Below are 18,952 nucleotides of genomic sequence, written 5' to 3' on the forward strand. Positions count from 1 at the left end.
GCAAATCCGCCGCATAATCAAACCAACCAGATGAGCCACATCCTCTCTTAGATCAGAGCGCCATCTGTCCCAAAATCCCTGACGACGGACAAGGCCGGGGGTAGTGCCATGAGTGTCGGCTTCTCGGATTCCCAGACATCGGCAATCGTGCCCGGCAGGTCCCGGTGCTTTGTCTCAGCTCACAAGGCAATACAGCGATCTTCCAGCCATTGGTTCAACTCGGCCAGATCATTGAAGACCGGCATGATCTGCCACAGACGATTGCGCGCATCCTGGACATTCTTCTCGACCTGACCCTTTTCCCAGCCTGCTGCCGGGTTGCAGAACTCGGGCTCAAAGACATAGTGGCTGGCCATGGATTTAAAATGGGCATTGACGTCCCGCCGCTTGCCTTTGCCGACACGATCAACGGCGGTCTTCATGTTATCGTAGATCCCGCGGCCGGGCACGCCGCCGAAGACACGGAAGGCAGCCGATCCGCATAAGGGTCCAGCTTGCTCGGCCGGGATGGATGGCGTCTTGAACTTCGGCTCCACCGCGCCTTCGCGCAGGTGCTTTCTGATGGTGTTGCGGGACAGACCCGTCCGCCGGGCTATCTCCCGAATTGGCACTTTGTCACGCAATGCCCAGCGTCTGATAACACTCAAAAATCCCATGTTGATCACTCCATATCTCCCCGACAGAATCCGTCAGGGTAACGTGTTCACATGGGTCAATTCTCAGTGAAAATCTGGGACGCTACCGGGTCACTTCTCAGCGGAAATCAACAGCTAGAGTCTTCCTCGAAGCAGTGTCGTCACCTGCGAGTACTACTATGGAGACCACCTAATTGTTTGTGAAACCTAAAAGTTGCGTTATCCTTGGTCCGAATCGCGTGAACGTTCTGGGTAGTTACTCAACGTAAAGTAATGTGAACAACTTGCGGGACGTACTTAGTATTCAGGCAAACGGTCCCATTTGAAGAACCGTTGTATCGTCGCAAGTTTCGCTGATCAATTTAATTAGCGTCATTTCGGAGTCCATTTTGAATGAACTTACACCGATTATTGGCTTCCTACGCCGCAAAGCTGGTCTGAAAACACTCAATTGCGTTCAGACTTTTTCACTATCGGGAATTTCGGGTGCGCGCTTCTGTCGACTGAATCAGTGGATTCTAATGGCCATTTTCTTGTCCGCTTTGATGGCAACAATTGGCTCTCCAGCGTCTGCAACCGACAAATCCGCCACGCGAAATGGGCTGGTGCAGCTCCCGAACCCCGGTGGAACTATTGTTCGGCAGAATTCCTCGCTGCGGGTTGATAGAAACAGAGGTGCCGTATCGATTTCACTGCCCTTACCACCACTTCCTTCGCGGGCAGGTATTTCGCCAGCAATCTCAATAGAATACAATCAGGTTGCCGGCGGTGGCGGAACTGGATTCGGCATTGGATGGCGTTTAAACGTTCCCTCGATCGAAGTCGATCTGAATTATGGTCTTGCAGAAATAAGCTTAAAGCGAGGAGGACTGCCACCTCTAACCCTTGGTGGGCGACCAATCGTCTTCCTCGGAACTCAGGACGGACTTAAGCATTTCGCACCTAGAGGCAGTGAAGCGGATGTTGACATCTTCTATGTAGGCGAACGCTTCGATGTAGATCGCGCACATCCGATTCCTGGCCATCAAATTGGTATAGATAACGGGTTTGTGTTGAAGCAACCCGATGGTCGGATTCAACTGTTTTCGGGAGAGCCAGATGTGGCGGAAGGCGGAGACGTCGTCGTACGTTATCCGTTGGTCTACGAAGTTTTCCCGGTAGGGGAATCTATCGCATATGAGTATGTCAAAATCGGTGGCTATTCATACCTTAGTGAAGTTCTATTTGCCGGCGGTCATAGTCGCTACAAGTTCGAATGGTTGGAAAATGAGCCCGCATTACGTAGCTACGATGCGGGCATTGAACGACACGACCGAGTTCTTTACAGTCGCCTCCTCGCAAGCTTCGACGATGCGATCCACGCACAGTGGTGTTTTGTGCATTCTTCCCGCAGTAAAGAGGGTCGTGAAGTCTTCCATACTGCTGCACAGTGTGAAATCGAAGCGCAAAGGCTAGTCGCCGAGCAAGTGGAACCAATTGAGTCCCCCGCGGTTCTACCCGAACTACGACTGGTTCTGCGCTTCGGCGATCAGGTGGAATTGACGCAAAACTCATTTCAACTACCGCCTATCCACTTCGATTACAGCCTGTGGGATTACTCGCGATTAGGTAATAGGGAGTTGGTCTATCCCGCACCAGCCCTCACGCAACTCGAGGGGTTCGACGCTCGAACATACGAAATTGCAGATCTCAACTTTGATGGCCTAGCTGACGTTTTGCGGCAAGGCAAACCAGGTATAAGTCGTCTTCACCGGGGAAACGGGCGGCTCGACGAACTCTACGAAGATGGCGTCTCCATTTCGCTTGAGCGCGGCGAGCGACTTATTGCTCCCGACTTGCGGTCAGAACGTTTCGTTTTTGCTGATCTCGACGGCGACGCGCGAGCGGACATTCTTGAATTTGAGAACAGTTCAGTCCACCGGCACATGGGCTCTAGCCACGAGGGTTTCCGTTGGTTGGGAGCGGTTCCAGGGAGTCAAATTCGAGTCTCCGCCTCGAGTCTTGCGCGAGGATCCGCACGCCTCTTAGACGTTGACATGGACGGTCGGAGTGATCTTCTTGGGACATCTCCAGGGCCGGACGGTCAAACTGTCTGGCGCCTAATGGTGAATGTTGGTGGCGACTGGCGCAAACTCGAAGGTGCTGGATTCGTAGAGCGACATTTCGAGCTGCCGTGGAGAACTACGAGTCGAGACGTTCTTGCATCGGAGAATGTTAAACTTGTCGACGTCAATGCCGACCGGTTGCCAGACCTAGTGACTTTAACGTCCGAAGGCGATGCCCTTTGCGTTTTTGCAAATCAAGGTGTTGCGCGGACTAAAAGCTCCGCACACGGGAAGCTTTTGTTTGGCATAATTTCCGGCGGTGACGCGCCGTGTTTTGGGTCTGGCAAAATATTAAATCTTCCCGCGACGCCACGCCGCCTCGAGATGGACGAGCTTTGGTTCGTAGATGTCAATGGTGATGGACTCCTCGACATTGCAACGCTTGGGTCAGCATTTGATGAAATCTTGGTTTGGTTCAATTTTGGCGATTTGAAATCAGTATCGGATCCGCTGAGCCTCGCTCTAAGCAGATCTGTCTATCCATTTGGCGAACGAAACCGTTCCCGCAGCGCCGACGTCGATGGCGACGGGATTTCAGAAATAGTCGTGTTTCAAGGGCAAAGCCCCGGGGATTCGAGCGCGGTTGTAATTGACTTCAATCGGACGCCTTCCAAACAGCTTGTTAAACCGCATTTGCTTACTGAACTACGCTACGAGAGCGGCCTTCGGTATGAGTTCTACTATTCGACAACAACTGACGAATTGCTGAGGGATCGCCGAAACGAAACTGCCCACGAGCCGCTTCATTTTCCTTCTGTGGTTATCAAGAGAATCGTTGAGACTAGGGGTGAAAAAACAGCCAACCGAATAACCGATAGCGTTCGGCATTTTTACTATAGGCAACCAAGCTATGACTTTGGTGACAGGGCGTTTCGGGGTTTCGCAGAAGTGGACCAAGTTATTCAGGGAGACGAGCTCTGTAGCTCCGACCCGACTATTCGCTCTTCAATGGTCCGCGAGAGTTTTCACAAGGCATCTGAACGCCAAGGACAGCGCGAACTTGCAGGTAGATTGATTTCACGGAAGCATTTCTCAGTAAGTCTTGGAGATAGCGATTTCAAATGTGCGGTCGAATTTGCAGAACCCGATCGACATTCTTTGCTGACGGAAACTCAAAACGAAGAGCGTCCGAAGATTGATAGCCTCCTAAAGACGACCCTGGTCGACTGGGAAGTGGTTGAGCGACCGACGCAAACAGGTACGTGGTTTATCAGGCGTATCGCCATGGAGGAAATGGTTCACTCTCCTGGCGACTCTGACACTTCAACTCGTACTGAGTTTCTTGAATTCGATGAGCACAATTTGCCTGGCCGTCAGGTCACGGAGTACGGGGAGCTACGCGGGCCTCACGAAATTTCGATTCCTGCCTCAGTTCTCATTGAGCAGTTCGACTATGCGACCGCACGGAAAGAACTTGCTCTGCTAGGCATCAAGAACAAGTGGAGCAAAAGGACCATCTCTACAGATGACCGGCTGCTCGTCGAAGAGCGGGTTACACACGATCCGAACAATGGCCAAGTCTTACGGCACAATAATCGCGCTCCATCCCGTCTTGAAACTGTTCCCGAAGAGCTTTTGCGCTTTCATAAGGCTCAACGACAGGTCGCCGTATCATACGAACATGATCAGTATGGCAATGTCACATCGGTTTCAGACAATGTAGATGGTCTCGTGGAGACGGTTAGGTATGATGTGACTGGCGTGTTCCCGCTCAGCAGTCGTATTCCTGATCCGAACGGCGGCGGTCGCGACCACGTTGTTGAATACCAATATGGTGATTCCGTACCCGCCGGGATGCTCGCGGGCTACAAGACAGCACTTGGGGTATGGCACTGGTTTTCTTACGATTCTTTGGGACGTCGTGCGAGACGGTGGACCGACGACGGTTTAGAAGAGCGTTATGCTTACAGGATAGGTGCCCAAGGCGCTCCATCCTTGGTGCTTACGAGCAGCCGACTTTCAGTTGACGGCGACTTGAATGGTGGCCCAGACCGCTGGAAGCGGCACGTTGCGGCTTATCGAAGCGATGGGCGCCTTCTAGCCAAAATCGAACCAAACGAAGACGGTGCGGGCGTTCGCATTCTTCAACGGGAAGAGTTCAACCGTAACGGTCAACTTACAAGGAGGTGGGTTCCTTATGTATCTGGCGAACTAGCGACTGGTGAACAAGCCAAGTCGGTTGGAGCCATAAGTCAGCAATTCGATACTTGTAAAGAAGCATCATCTAACTCAGCCGGACTTTGCACCCTTTTCGAGCTAGGGCAAATTCCGCCTCCGATGACGTCAAGGTTTCATCGTTTTCAATACGATCCGCTCAATCGGTTAATCGAGCACGTCTATCCGGGTGGAAAAGAGATAGTCCTGGATCACCGATCTTGGGGTGTAAGATCAGACATTTCCTACGCAGATATGTGGCAAGATCAGGTCCGCTCGATCAAGGAGATTGTATCTGACGAGCGAGGCATTCACGCTATTTCTGAAGCGCCCTCGCTTGAGACACAATTACGCGAGACGACAGAGTTCGGCCGCGAAGCTAGTGGAGTGATGTCGCGACTTAAACTGCCCGGGAAAACAGAAGGCAGAACCTTCTTATACGATGGGAGCGGATTGCTCGAATACCAACAGATCCCAGGCATGGGCGAGCGATATGCAACGTATGACGGTCGCGGGCGGCAGACGGCGCTCTTGCGGATCGACAGCTCCGGAAAACTCCGCACATTGATAACGCGAGAATATGACTCACTCGACCGAGTAACCTCCGAGTCCTATGATGGCGTGGAACGGTTTCGCTACGAGTATGATAGATATTCAGGTGGCAACGAACTGCTCGAAAAAGTGCTCGGCCAAGTAACAAGTCGAGAGCCGTTTGGGCAGCTGATCTCTGTAATTTCAATCGATCCGCACGGCCTTTTCGATCATCAAAAATGGTTCACGTATGACCAGCATGGGAGATTAATAAAGACTTCATCTGAGATTGGCGGCGAACGTCACTTCGTCGAACGCGAACTCAGGCTCGATGGCGTTGTGAAGCGTTTTCGCAATTCCTTGGGAGTTGAAACCATATTTGATTTTGGTCTTTCGGATCGCCTGAAATCCATACAATTAGACGGCCTTCCCACTGGAAATGTCACTCTCATGGAAAAGGTTGTCTACAATCCGATGGGGCAGATCGGCGAAATTCACTATCGGGGCGAGAACTCAGAAGCGCCAGCGTTTACCAAGTTCTCCTACGATGATGAAACAATGATGCTTGAACGCATCAAAACCGAGGCCACTTGGGACGGGCAACGCAATCGTCTTCAAGACATGCATCTCGATCTGAACGGCAATGGTTCCGTAAATCAAATACGCGACGCAGTGGACAAGCAGCGTTCGGGAGTTTTCGAGTACGATTGGAAGGACCAGATTGTTAAGAGCGAACGCTTCGGACAGATCGAGACATATCAATACACACAGTCCGGGCTTCTGTACGAGATTAGTCGGCCGGGCGGTCAAGATCATGCAGGTGGCGCGGCTTTTGACGGTTTTGGGCAGTTGGAATCGTCACCAACAGTCGTAGGGACAGTGTTCGATGCCCTGGGTCGTCTTATTGAAATCGAGACGAAAGAGAGCGTCATCAAACTGGGTTACATGGCAGACGGTTCCCGTTCCTACATCTTGCGTTCTCCAAAGGATACGCAAATTGATGCCTCAACTACGCTTTTTCCTTTGGACGGCATCGAGATAGAAGGAAGCAAATCGCTTAGCCTTGTCTACTTGGCAGGTCAAAGGCTTGCGCAAATCGACCACGGAAGCGGGAACTGGTACTACTATCTCAAGGACCAAATCGGTTCATCTGACTTTATGCTCGACTCTGATGGTCGACCCGTTGCAGGTAATTCTTACAGCCCTTTCGGTCGCGAAATCAGCGACCAAAGGGTGCCGGCCACCGGCTCGCCTCAAGATGATATTGTCACGACGAACCATCTTTTCGCCGGCCAGTACTTGGAAAGCGACAGTGGCCTTTATGACTTTGGAAATCGATTTTATGACCCCTCACTTGGACGCTTCATAAGTCCGGACCCCAGGTTTCTAGCAGAGCCGGAACTCTGCTCCACGCGACACCGTGAATGCAACCTGTATTCTTACGCACTCAATAATCCGCTCAAACTATCTGACGCGGACGGAACACTGGCCATTATGGGGGCTTTGGCGATCGGTTGGGCCGTGACAGAGATTGCTCTTTCGCTATATGACGCCTACGACTTGGTGGCGACGCTTTCGGATAGCAAAGCAACGACCAACGAAAAGGCCGCATCCATGGTGTTTTTCGCGGCGGGTATTATTGCGCCCGGCGGCGGATACGGTGCCGCAGATGACGCAGTCAGAGGCGTCGGGCGTTTCTTGGATCCTGGTGATGCTGCCAAGTTTTCCGACGAACTTGCCAACTTCAACAAACTTGCCTCAAACAAGAACCAATTAGTCGGTCGTCAAGGCGAGGTTGCTGCTGTTTTCGATTATCTTCACACGAGGAAGGGCTACACAATAATCGGCAGGCAGATGGCCATGAAGTCGCCTTCGGGGAAGCTAACTTACATTGATCTTCTCGTTGCCGATCCGAAAGGGAAATTGCGCCTCATAGAAGTAAAGTCCGGCCGTACAAGCTGGCTGACGCAAAACCAGAGCAAGTTCATCTTTAGCGATGCCTTTAAAACGATGAGATTCACGGGTCCGAAGACGATGTCCAGAATTGAGGCAGGCCTGAAACAAGGAGTATTCAGCCCGGAAGCTCTGAACCCATCGAATATCGACCGGGTTCGCCTCTTCGATCAAGATCCGTCCAACCTTTTTAAGTACCTCGGCGATTAATGGATAGGTTCAAACAATGAAAAAATGTGTTGCCGTTCTAGCAATTTTACTATCATCGATGGCACTTTTTCCTACACCATTAAAGGCGCAGTTGCTCTGTACAGCTGAATACCTTTCCGGCTGCGATGACCCGCTTGAAGAAATCTGCCTTCAGAAGTTCTATGCATGTGGAGAGTTCGACGCCATCGTTCAGACTCATTCTGCAGAGATCCTGCAGCCAAGTATCAACTCAAGGTACTATTTGGGGGCGGCTTTCCACGGGTTGCATCTTCGTAGCCGATCGCTGAGTTACCGGTGCCTGTACGCAAGTCGAGCACGGCATCACTTGATTGGGTTCTTACAGTCGGCAATTGAAGAAGTTGATGTCCTGCAACACGCGGAAAAAATTGGGCACGCCTCAAAGCTATACCGTAGGTTGTCCAATGTGGAGGGATGCAGGCAGGATCAGCTGAGCGCCGGTGCTGTCGTAGCGCAAACCAAACGTTACGCGGAACCTTTGCTCCGGGGATTGTTCGCTCCGGGAAATTCGGTGGGCGCCATCGATGTCACCGTTGAGAACGCCCGCAATAGCATTCAAACCGCACTGTCCGGCTTCGTGATTTCGGCGGCGGATACGGAAGTCAAGTTAGCGCTACGCCGCCAAGCGCTCGATCAAAGCGCTTACCGTTTTGGGCGGATCATCGAGCTCTACAAGAATGACGAGAACGAGAATTCGACCGTATTCGGTTCTGCGGCGATTACTTGGGAAACCAAGCCAGGCGGCGGTCAACCAATTCCCAAAGCCATAGAATTCGACCCACTTCCGTCTGAAGATACACGCCTGCATTCGGCCGCGGAGGTGGTTCAAATGATGGCCAGTAAAATTCGAGAGAAAGATAAAGAGTTTCAAAAGGCATTAGGAGGAGTCGATATTGCTGAATATGAAAGCCTAAGGGCACATCACGTCGGCGAAGCTAGACAAATCCTCGAAGAGTCAGAGGTGTTGCGTGATCACGGTCTATTACTTTTTCCGGAAGGGTCTTCTCGTGCTTCCGAAATAAATAGCATCGTCGCCGACGACCCGGCGCAAGATTCTCTCGACGGAATGTATGAAGAAATTCGTAAGCGCTGGTCCGCCTCGCGCGCTGCGGGCGGCTTTTGCACTGGGAGGCCAGACGAATGGTACTGTTGAGGCTGCTCCAGAAGCGCCTTTGGAAACTTGCCTGCATGGTGTTGCTTATTTCGGCCACCTGGAGCGATGCAAATGAATTTCGAAAATACAGCTTTTCCAGCCTTGATAGTTTTTGGCAAGAAATGCTGCCGCCTCCGCAAGTTGAGGTATACCGCGCCGTACTTACAAACAACGGAAGCGAGCCGAAAGATGACCAAGCGGCTGTATTGCACTCTCGAGAGTTGTCACTGCATCTCTATTTGAGTCGGGATAGTTCACATGACTTGTCCGGCTTAGTTCGGGGCTTGGAAGGCGCGGAGCAGGCTGAACTGCTTTCTAAGCGCCGTCTGTCGGCTGTCGCCGAGCTCGCAATTATTAAACTTGCCCGGTTTCGTTATGCTAACTCATCGCGACAGAAATGTACTCTGCAAAAGCAGGCTGTCGCGAACAGCGCCACCGTTCAGCGCTTCGTTCCGGAAGAGGATGGTGCGAATGCCTTAAAAGAAGCATTCCCATCTGATCGATCCGGACTGGCCGATGAGTATCTTTGGGCGCTTGGCACGTTCGAGGCCCAGCTCAAGGCCTCTTCACCTTGCACGATCGCTCTGAGTTCGGAGTCAATGAACCCGCTTTCAGAGATTCAATCGACCGTGAACAAAATGGTTTCGCAGAAGCTAGACGCTGAGATTAACGGTACAGGAGGCATAGTTGAAGCGATTTCAAATCAGCAGAGTAGCGTCCGCGGGATGCAAGACCGCGTATCTACAGTTGATCCGCTTTCGGCTGAACTTCTCGATCTTGAGGAAAAAATATCTAACTACCGAGGAAACTTAGACTTCGTTCACACTGATGCTTTGGACCTCGCACAATTCCATGATGAACTTGCCAAGATTGATTTCGAAAAGGAAATCGCGGCGGCACTATCAAGGGAAACGCTGCACCCAGCATCGGCAATCGTTTCGGGCGACATGGCTCAGCTTGCAGAGCTGATCTCGAAGAATCTCGATGACATTGCGGTCCTAGGGCAAGCTCTAGGAATCAGTGACAGTTCTCTTGGCTGCAATTCTTTGGCCTTGATTTCTGTGCAGCTCCGTTCGAGAGAGGATGGAAGCATAGCGGCTGCAAATTACGCGCTCGAAAAGTGTTACTCGGAAATTGAGACCCGAGTTCAGTCGTTGCGAGATGAGTACAATCAGTTGGAAACACTGGGTGCCATCTTCGCCAATTCTCTCAGCGAGCTCTCATCAAGATACGTCGAAATTCGAGAAGGAGAAAGTCAGTGAATCGCTTCGCTTCATTGAGCCTCGTCGTCCTCCTCAGGATTGCTGCACAATATTGTGCCACACTGATTTGTTTATCGACGGGAGCTGCTGCGCAAGAAGCTGATAAGCCAAAAGTCTGTGGTGTGCTTGTCGACGACGCGATTTATGAAACAAATCTCTTCGAGCGCACAATGACAATAGCTATGGCGCGGGGCGACATCGCCGAGATGCAAAGGAGCGCCACAAGCTATCTAGATGGAAACTTCGCAACCTGTGAGCCCTCCGAGTTTGCGAGCATCTGTGACTTCAATTGCCACGTTCTAATTGGCCGGCATTATCTCTTCATGTCGTCATGGGTGCGCTATTACGCGAGCCGAGGAGGGGCCGACGGAAATACTGAACCCTTACGGCCGGAAGCTCTCAACGCTATGGCAAACGAAGGTCTAAACTTCCTGAACGAGAGAAGAGAAACCCTCCTCGGCACACTACCGGCCGCACGTCCTGCAAGCACTTCGCGTTTGCGCAGCCATTTGGCCGACCTCGCTCGCTTTGACCACCTTAGGGCCGAATTAGCTATGGCAAAGGGTGACATTAATTACCAAGCGGCCTCCGAACATCGGCTGAAAAAGCTGCTTCAAGTCGCAACCGAGGATACCGGAGGAGAAATTGCTTTGCCCGAAGCGGCTCGCATCGGAAGAAGTGAGGTACTAACGAGTTATCGGGAAGCGCAAAGTATCGTTTCCGAAGCAGTAATTCGGATCCCCGATGCTGATGAGTTCGGAGATATTCGGGCGGACTACTTGCAGCTGCAAGAAAGCTTGACGAAGCGCCAGCGGTCCGTCGAGCAGGGACAGATGTTCCTGGGGATTGACCCAGATCAGTTCAGCATCTTCACCATCGACAAGCTCCGGTCCGAACTACAGCTATCAACTCAAAGGCTGCGCCAAATTGAGAACGAAATTGACGGGCTTTTGAGGTCATGGATTAACAGTGAAGCATTTCAGGAAAGCCAAGCGGTCGACGAGAGGCGGATCGCTACCAACCGCTCATCCACCTTGAGCATGTACCGCATCAATGAGTTGGAGGGTCAGGCCGCGGAATTCACTCGGGAAATCAATTCCCAGCTGGATCTAAATACAATCGAACAAGGTAATCTCGAGTTCGAACTTCGTAAAAGGGAAGCCGAAGCAAACCTTATGGCGAATGTGTTCGAACTCGAATTCAGGAAAGAGAGTATTCAGGACAGGACGGACGCTGAGTTGCTAGATCTGGATTCCGTCGGTGTGCAGCGCCAACTCTCGGCAGTGCTTGCGAGAGTTAATCAGCGAACCGCAGAAGAGAACTTAGCAGTTCAGATATCAGGGATCGAATCGCAAATAATAGAGTACACGCGGCAACAGGAACACACGCAAAACGAGAGGCGCAGACTAAAGATTAACATCGAGAACGCACTTCAACAGAAAGCAATAGCGGATCTGGGAATCGAACAGTCTCGCGAAAGAATAGATGCTCTCGATGTTCGCCGGGATGCCATGTGGGAAAACCGCGAGCGTGCCTTAGTTGGGTCAATCTGTCAGGTCGAAGCTGAACTTAGGATACTCGGAGGAAAGCCGAATGTGCCATTGTCAGGTGCCCGAAGCTGCGACTTGCCAGATCTGGCAATGACCGAGGCAAACTACCAAGAGTTAATGTGCCCTGGCTCAGATGGTGAGGGCTTGCGGACAGATTTTGACAACGCAGGGATTGCCACCAGGTCTAGAGTACTAATATGCGTTCTTGGTGGAGACATTCCTGAAGAGCTCCGCGAGCTCATTGCATCAGACGAGGCCTGGGAGTGCCCTGCCGATTTTTCAAGCGATAGCCGCCTAAGCCTCGCAAAGCAGATCTTTCAGCGAGAGCAAGCCATTGCTGAAAAGGAAATTCGTTCCGCTGAAATGCAAATCGAGGACATAAGGTCCAGCGCACGCCGTCTCGAGATCGATTTCGATGCCAGTTATCGCGATCAAACGCGAATAAGAAACGAGATGACCAAACTTGGAACGTTGCTAACTGCGGCTTCTTACAAACCGGTGATGAGTCAGATTACCGGAACATCCTCCGGCGTGGCGACCACTTTCGAAAACCAATATGCAACTGCGCAAGCCGCTTACGCAACGTATCGCGATTTCGAGACAAGCAATCTAAGTATGCGTGAATACAAAAGAACATTCGGACAGCGCGCGGCGTCTCTACAGGCCAGCATAAACCAGCTACAACGCGAAGTTGACATTGCTCCCCTTCGTGATGAGTTGCGTCGGTTTCGCGCGGAGCGGGCGATATTTGAGATAAGAGGCCAGGCGCTCCAGATGTCTGATGAGCTTCGCGCCATGCACTTGGAAGCTCGTTCGACCGCCGTCGACTGCGAACGCCAGTCGGCGCTGCAGGAAATCAATGTTACAAAAGCCATTGCAAGGCACGATCAACTTTCTGCGGAGCTTAGCGCTTCCGAACAGGGGAACGAACTACTCGACAACGATGTGCGGATCGAGCAAAGCCGAATCGAGGAGCAAGAAAGACGTAAGGAGATCGCGGATCTCCGCGTTCAGGAGCTGGAAGTTCAAATCGAGGGACTCGATCGTGATCTGGCACTTCTTGAATCACTTATCGAACAAGCCGCTGGCCGTATTGATAGGCTCACGAACCTTGCAGGTGAGCTCGATGAGCTGCGAACTGAAGAAAGTGCGCAAAGACGTGCGCTGGAAAGCCTCGACAAAACCCGTCGCAATGCGTTCATTGCGGCGGGCGACGCCGAGCTGGACTTTGTTGACGAAGTCATCGAGCAGTCCGAGACAAGGACTGATGCACTTAACGGTATGATCGACGAAATCGCCAAGATATACGGTGATCGTGCACCGCTTGTAGTTAGGCTTCGTGAACAACAGACAGATCTGCAGCTGTCAATTGACGAAGAAAGAACCCGCCTCGTCGGCAGAATTGTGGCCGATGATGATGGTGGTGAGAAGGAAGAGATTTATCTGACGAGCCAACTGAACATTGCACAGCTAGCCCGAGGCGTCCCAGACAATCTACGTAGGAAAGCTATCGAGGCTGAACGCGTTAACCTGCATTTGAACGCCCTTCGCAACCGTGTTGCATCGATGGCAAGCCTCACCAGTACTGGATCCGGCGGCGAGCTAGACATTGTGTATGTTCGGACCGCAGACGACCTGGAGCGTGTGGAACGTCTAATTTCGGACCAAGCGGTCTGGTCACGCGAGCAAGTCATCACCGAGACTTCAAGGATGGTCGTTCCGAGTAGCAGTGGATTAGCACACGAACTTGCGCGGAACCGACGCGCTAGCTTTGAGATTTCTCCATACGCGCGCGGCCGAATGTCCGAGCTTGGCCACTATTCTCTGTGGTCTGGGGACTTCGACCCGGATCGTTGGGGTATGACACAGAACTTAATGCTAATAGACATGCAACTTGGTATCTATTTTCCAATGCCAGGGTGCATTGAGCGACGCTACCAATTGCGCCACGAAGGTGCAGGTTTTGCTTTCAGAGAAGCGTCTTCGCTAGACCCTACACTAGTACCGATTTTCACGGTCGGAGCTGAACGAGCAGCCATTTCTTCATATTTCACTCTTTCGGACAGAGGTCGGGACCGTCTCCAGCCAATATTGAGTTATTGGGCGCGCAATCATTATCTGCACAACTTTATGCGCGAAGGCCAAGGGCCGCCAAACGACGTAAACGCGAATATGCCACTTATGGGTGTGCCGCTCATCGGCCAGTACGAGCTCGTTCTCCCCGATCCTCCAGAGGGCTGTGCATATGAGGGCGCAAGTTATGAACTTTTCCCGGTCTACGCAAAGACCGTGAGAGGACGGAGGTAGTTCATGAGTGTGACCCACAAATCAAAAGGTCTAGTCGACTTCTTCTTCTTCGCGATATTTCTCCTCTTTGCTGTCTCAGCGAAAGGGCAAGATAGCCTCGTTCGTCCTGGCGAATTCGAAATTACTTCCGATATGTTGGCGGCAGACTTAGAGGGGTGCAGCACGGTTTCAGTGGAAACCGTCGGTGGCTTCAACTTGTTCGATCCGGGATTCATTTCCGGAGTTTGCCGTTTTCACGGTTCAGGTGCGAGTGTCTCTCAGTTGGAGGAAACAGTGGAGCTTTTCGCGAAAGCGCAGTCGCGCGGATTGCCTGCGGCGCAACAGACTTTTGCCTCCCTCGCAGAAGGTTTGTCTCATTGCAGGATTGCTAAGGCCTCTCTGGATGCCCTGGAAGCCGCAGGTGGGATCGACGATGCCGCCCAAACTCGTTTCTGCAAAGCGCGGAAAATGGCCAGTGCAAATTTCAACGACGTCGATTGGTCCTCAGCGCATTTCTACTACGAAGAGGGCTCGGGAAGAACGGTCAGCAAACTCGTCGAAGAACTGACACAGTGTCTGATGGGGCCGGCTTCCTTGCAAAAGCCAGAGTCATTCTCTTGCGATGAACATGACGGTGTCACGACGCCACAGTTGAGGGACTTGGTGGAAGAAGAAACCACAAAACTTCTGGAAAGATTCTTCGATGGTTCAAGCGGCCCATTGGGCAGACTTCTGGTTGAGCAAAAAACACTTGCGGAGAGCATAAGTACTTCGGCCGAGGAAGAGATCAACATTCTAAGAGAGGATGCTGACGCGCTGGCGGATGTTGTCAAAACGCTTCAAGACCACGAGCAACATCAGATCAATCCAGCGATGACTTTCGTGGAGGAGTACAAGTCTGCTTACCGGACTGCCACGATGATCCTTGATACCCGCAGGCGTTGGTCGGGCGGTCTACTAATCGACAAGGCTAACGGAGATTATGATGTCAGTGATGATCTGACAGGAAGTAATGGTCGCTCGTCGGAATTAAGATCAGCAAGTGCAAATGCTTCGAGAATCGGCGACGACATTGCTTCGCTAGAAACAAGCATCGAAAATTTAAAATCACAGCGGTCGGCAATTGAACAGAAAATTCGGAAACTCTGCATTCACTATTACTGCGAGATCGGTGCCGCGAGTTTGCCAGGATTTGGCGTGGAGGTGCGAAGCACTTTCGACCTCTCATGCAAGTCTCCAGGTATGCCTTCAAACCGCTTGTGCAACGCGGAGAATCAAGTCTTGGAAGCAGAGTCGACGGTACCAGGCCTTTGTGAGAGCGTTGGGTTCCCCGCTAAGTTCTCCGTTTTAGGCCTCCCGATCGAACAGGCAAGGGAGTGCAGACGTGGTTTCGATTAGGTTATTCAATTTTTCTGCGCTGTTACTGTCATTCTGTAGCGTGCTTCCAGCGGTCTCGTTCGCAGATCCCGGCGATAAGCTTGCAGTTGTCGATCCAGACGGAACGCTTCGACCACTTCGCGTCTTGGCGAGCATCCCTGTTGAGGGTGGCTCAGACACACTTATCCTGGACGTGGATGGACGCCACCACGCTGTCCATGACTGCGGCGGCGCCGAACAGCTTTGGTCGCTCGTTGGTCGTTGGGGCGAACCCGTTTTTCGACAGGATGCAAATGCGTTTGATACGGCAAATTATGCTGAACTATCATGCGACCCGCTCGTTTTTAAGGACATCAACCCCAATGAGCCAATATTCGTCCCAGAAACATATGTTGGCGAAGACTCCAACTACTATGTGCCAACGGGATCGGCTGACGAGTACTACAAGTTTCCTTCGGATTGCTCGTATGAATTCGTTTCGCTTTTGTTCAAGCTGGAGGGTCGTGCCAAGAATGTTGGCTTCCCCCCTGAAAACCCTACAATCGTTTCCCTCGACTGCGTAACAGTCGGTCAGCCCGCCATCGACTATCGTTTACACTTCGCGGAAATTGCTGGCGAAGCGATGCCTTATATCGCGTTTCAACTGGCTAGATACGAAAGTGGCAAACCATCTGGCCAGATTTGGATATGCTCAGTAGACGGCCAGAGGCTAGATGAGAATATTGATCAGACGGAGGTTCTTCTTACGAAGCTCCGAGACTTCTTCGTCATCACTTCCGAAATTACTCCAGCCAAGACTTCGGCCATCGCGAACCGAACAGAATGTCTCGATCTTTGTTCCCACGATTGCGACGAAGACCAGAACTGGGCTGATTCAGTTCGAGCTGTCACAGCTAAGGGCGACAATCTGTGGGGCCAATTATCCGAAAACGATGCTCGAAATTGGTTGATCGGTTGTGAGTCCGAAGGCGGTTTCATCGATACATTCTTAGGCCAGACATTAGAAAATGAGAGCAACAACTGGAACGCGAGCGTGCTACTTGACCTGCGAGCGGCGGCACACTCAGACCCCGTGTTTCAGTGCCCTGAACCAAAGGTGGTCAAAAACCTCTCCGCTGCCCGTTATTCATTTGCCGACCTGTCAAAGCTTATTAGAGACGCGGCGAAATCGGCGGAAGAAGGCACGGTCGAGCTCATACTGGAAAACGACATTGAAATATTTGCAGATGCGAATGAGTGGCATCTTGTGGTCAATCGAGAAGTCGTTGCAAGCAATATTTCGTTCATTGGTTCCGGAGGGCAAAGGACGGTAAGCATCCGGATGCAGTGTGCCGAGGTCAACTCATTGGGGTGTCCAGGTAGTGACGAGACCTTTATCGATCTATTCGAGGTTTCAGAGGGCAAAAGGCTAGCGTTTACTGATGTAGACCTCGAAGTAGATGAGTTCGAAGACATTCTGAAGAACAATCCGTCGGTTAAGATGGCCGGTGTGAAAGTCTCCGGAGCTTCGCTTGTTCTCGAAGGCGCCTCGCTTAGTTTTCCGGAACTCAACTTTGGTCTAAGTGGGTCGAGTGCAGAAATCTACTGCAATAGATGTAGCGTTGCAGCACATGACTCGGCTGTAAGCGCCGAACGCAGCAAACTCTACATTAGAGGCGACGGAACTGACGATGCTGTCCTCAGGTCTGATGCCGATCGAACAATACAACTAAAACAAACTTCGAATGCGCTTTTTGCCAATTTGACCATTTCTGGAAATGGCTTCCTATTTTTAGGGGACGAAACGGGCGCTTTGGCAGAAGATGTAGATTTCCGGTTTTTGGCCAGCGGTGACGAACTTCCTGCGTTTCAGGTGAACTCAGAGGCTGAGAATGGCGGGGTACTGAGCATCGGCTGTGGTTCAGGTGCATGCACAATTTCAGGTCTGCCCAGGCAAGGGTTTACCGCATTTGCTGGTGCCGGTCTGCTGCAGATAAGCCCAAGAATAGAGTTTCAGTTTGCGGACCAAACGAATGCCTCTCCGTCCGATGTGCTTAGTTGCTCAGCAGGCGATGGAGCGCTCATTTTCAGAGGTGAAAACTATTGCAAATGACGACTAAATTTTCCTCCGGAACACTGCTGTCAGTAGCGATACCATTTCGTATCATCTGGACTTTGGTCATAGTTTATGCGGCCGGTATCGGACATGCAGCAGACCTTCCGAGCAAGGCCGCAATCGCAAAAGATCGGGACGTGGAACTTTTTCGAGTTGATGTCGGCGAAGGCACTCCTCAATTCCAACTCGTAGTCCCAGGGGGGAGATTTCCATTAATCTGTGATGACGCTGACCAGCAAATGGAGAACCTACGCGCCATAGGATTTTCTGAAGCGGAAATCGATCAGCTCGAGGAAGTCAACGAGGCCGATATCCCGGAACCGAAACTTGCTCCGCTGGGATGTTCGAGCGAAAGGACCAAACTCTTCGCTATTGAAGAAGACGGAAGTGGAGATCAAACACCCGCTGCGTTTTTGCAACCGGATGGGACAGGTAAGATTTATCGGGCTGGCTGCGTTGGTGTTCTCGCCGCAGCAGGTGTTTCGGTAGAGGAGGCAGAGACCGTTTCTAAGAGTGTCTTCGTGTTCATGAAGAATTCTATTAGTGAGATACCGCTTCGCTGTCGCGATGGCGAGATACCTGTGCTTCGGGATGATAAGCCGATCATTGAACTTTTTCCCTCAATTGAGACTCACGAAGTAAAAATCGGGAGCGATTTCAAAGTAGAAGTCTCTGCTTCGGTAAACAAAGGTCCGGTGTCCAGGGGCAGGCTCAATATTGTTTTTGAGTCAGGCGGATGCGCGCAATGGATGGATCAGGAAGGAACTGAAACATCCATTACGCTAAGCGGGTCTCCCGGAAATCCTGATAGCTGCCAGATCCGGGTCGAGGTATCTAACGACGCCGGAGAAATAAACCAAACAAGGAATTTCAGTGTCGAGGTGAGACAGCTGCATTCGGAGACTCTTGTTTGGACTGATCCTCCCAAGCACCGTGCGGATACTATTAAAGCTGTTCCGCTTTCGAGCGGGGATCGCCGAATTAAGCCAATTCCTATTTCAGTGACAACGAACCCAGACCTCGTTATTCCAGCGATTGAAATAAGCGTGGAGCTTTCCTCTAATTGTCTGTGGTTAGAACTTGAGGAGCGTGTTCCCAATGCCCTTGCAAATCGGAATAGTAGAACAAGACATTTCGCGCTGGCGGGCATCGCTCCCGAAACTCAGCTCAACTTTTTCGGGAACACGGTAAGTGGCTGCGAAGTAACGATGATCGCAAAGGGCCTACAACCCGGAACCAACAACGATCTCGCGGTAAATACATTCGAGCTATTTCTTAACACGGAAGAATTGACTCGTCTCGAGAACCGCGAACTAATTAGCCTTGTACCCAAAGAAATCCAAGAGAAGACCGACCCTCAGGACCTGGATGCCCTTAGCAGGTGTTTTCCGGCAGTCATGAAACAGTTTTTGGGTTCAAACCAATCGTCGGCAAACAACGATCTACGGATTTGCGGCGTAATCGAGCCGATCTTTCAGGTTGATTGGACGGCACCGCCTGAACTCGAGAGTTTTCTCGGTATGTCAGGTGGCGAGATAATTGAACGCTTTGGTGAAACGCGAAACCTGATTGAGAACGCTATCCGTTAGTCCCGAGGCAAACGGAATTCCAAGGAGGCATCCC

General features: G+C 51.6%; 7 protein-coding genes and 1 pseudogene. 7 read left to right on the top strand and 1 reads right to left on the bottom strand.

Features of this window, described 5'->3' with window-relative positions:
- Positions 1-101 precede the first annotated feature (101 nt).
- Positions 102-656, bottom strand: a pseudogene (locus ACR1XU_RS21480) (IS21 family transposase); the annotation flags it as partial.
- Between the two features lie 368 nt (positions 657-1,024).
- Between ACR1XU_RS21480 and ACR1XU_RS21485 the strand changes: the two are divergent.
- The 7 genes from ACR1XU_RS21485 to ACR1XU_RS21515 are packed head-to-tail and all read left to right on the top strand — an operon-like array spanning position 1,025 to position 18,918.
- Entirely contained in the window at positions 1,025-7,588 is a 6,564-nt protein-coding gene (locus ACR1XU_RS21485; RefSeq protein ID WP_480908712.1) for an RHS repeat-associated core domain-containing protein, read from the top strand.
- 16 nt (positions 7,589-7,604) lie between these two features.
- Entirely contained in the window at positions 7,605-8,759 is a 1,155-nt protein-coding gene (locus tag ACR1XU_RS21490) for a hypothetical protein (RefSeq protein ID WP_480908711.1), read from the top strand.
- The gene (locus ACR1XU_RS21495) at positions 8,747-10,021 is read left to right on the top strand and encodes a hypothetical protein (protein ID WP_480908710.1); all 1,275 of its coding nucleotides are present in this window, start codon (positions 8,747-8,749) and stop codon (positions 10,019-10,021) included. The genes ACR1XU_RS21490 and ACR1XU_RS21495 overlap by 13 nt, the downstream gene beginning before the upstream one ends.
- Positions 10,018-13,878, top strand: a complete 3,861-nt coding sequence (locus tag ACR1XU_RS21500; protein WP_480908709.1) for a coiled-coil domain-containing protein — start codon at positions 10,018-10,020, stop codon at positions 13,876-13,878. The genes ACR1XU_RS21495 and ACR1XU_RS21500 overlap by 4 nt, the downstream gene beginning before the upstream one ends.
- Positions 13,879-13,881: 3 nt before the next feature.
- Entirely contained in the window at positions 13,882-15,255 is a 1,374-nt protein-coding gene (locus ACR1XU_RS21505; RefSeq protein ID WP_480908708.1) for a hypothetical protein, read from the top strand.
- Positions 15,242-17,326: a hypothetical protein gene (locus ACR1XU_RS21510; RefSeq protein ID WP_480908707.1), complete on the top strand. Its 2,085-nt coding sequence runs from the start codon at positions 15,242-15,244 to the stop codon at positions 17,324-17,326. Before ACR1XU_RS21505 ends, ACR1XU_RS21510 begins: the two co-directional genes overlap by 14 nt.
- The gene (locus ACR1XU_RS21515) at positions 17,323-18,918 is read left to right on the top strand and encodes a hypothetical protein (protein WP_480908706.1); all 1,596 of its coding nucleotides are present in this window, start codon (positions 17,323-17,325) and stop codon (positions 18,916-18,918) included. The genes ACR1XU_RS21510 and ACR1XU_RS21515 overlap by 4 nt, the downstream gene beginning before the upstream one ends.
- The last annotated feature ends 34 nt before the right edge of the window (positions 18,919-18,952 follow it).

It is taken from the genome of Ruegeria sp. D1(2025), from assembly GCF_056536425.1.

Coding starts and splice junctions, on each gene's coding strand:
- ACR1XU_RS21490 (WP_480908711.1), top strand. CDS start 7,605: ATGAAAAAATGTGTTGCCGTTCTAGCAATTTTACTATCATCGATGGCA.
- ACR1XU_RS21495 (WP_480908710.1), top strand. CDS start 8,747: ATGGTACTGTTGAGGCTGCTCCAGAAGCGCCTTTGGAAACTTGCCTGC.
- ACR1XU_RS21505 (WP_480908708.1), top strand. CDS start 13,882: ATGAGTGTGACCCACAAATCAAAAGGTCTAGTCGACTTCTTCTTCTTC.
- ACR1XU_RS21515 (WP_480908706.1), top strand. CDS start 17,323: ATGACGACTAAATTTTCCTCCGGAACACTGCTGTCAGTAGCGATACCA.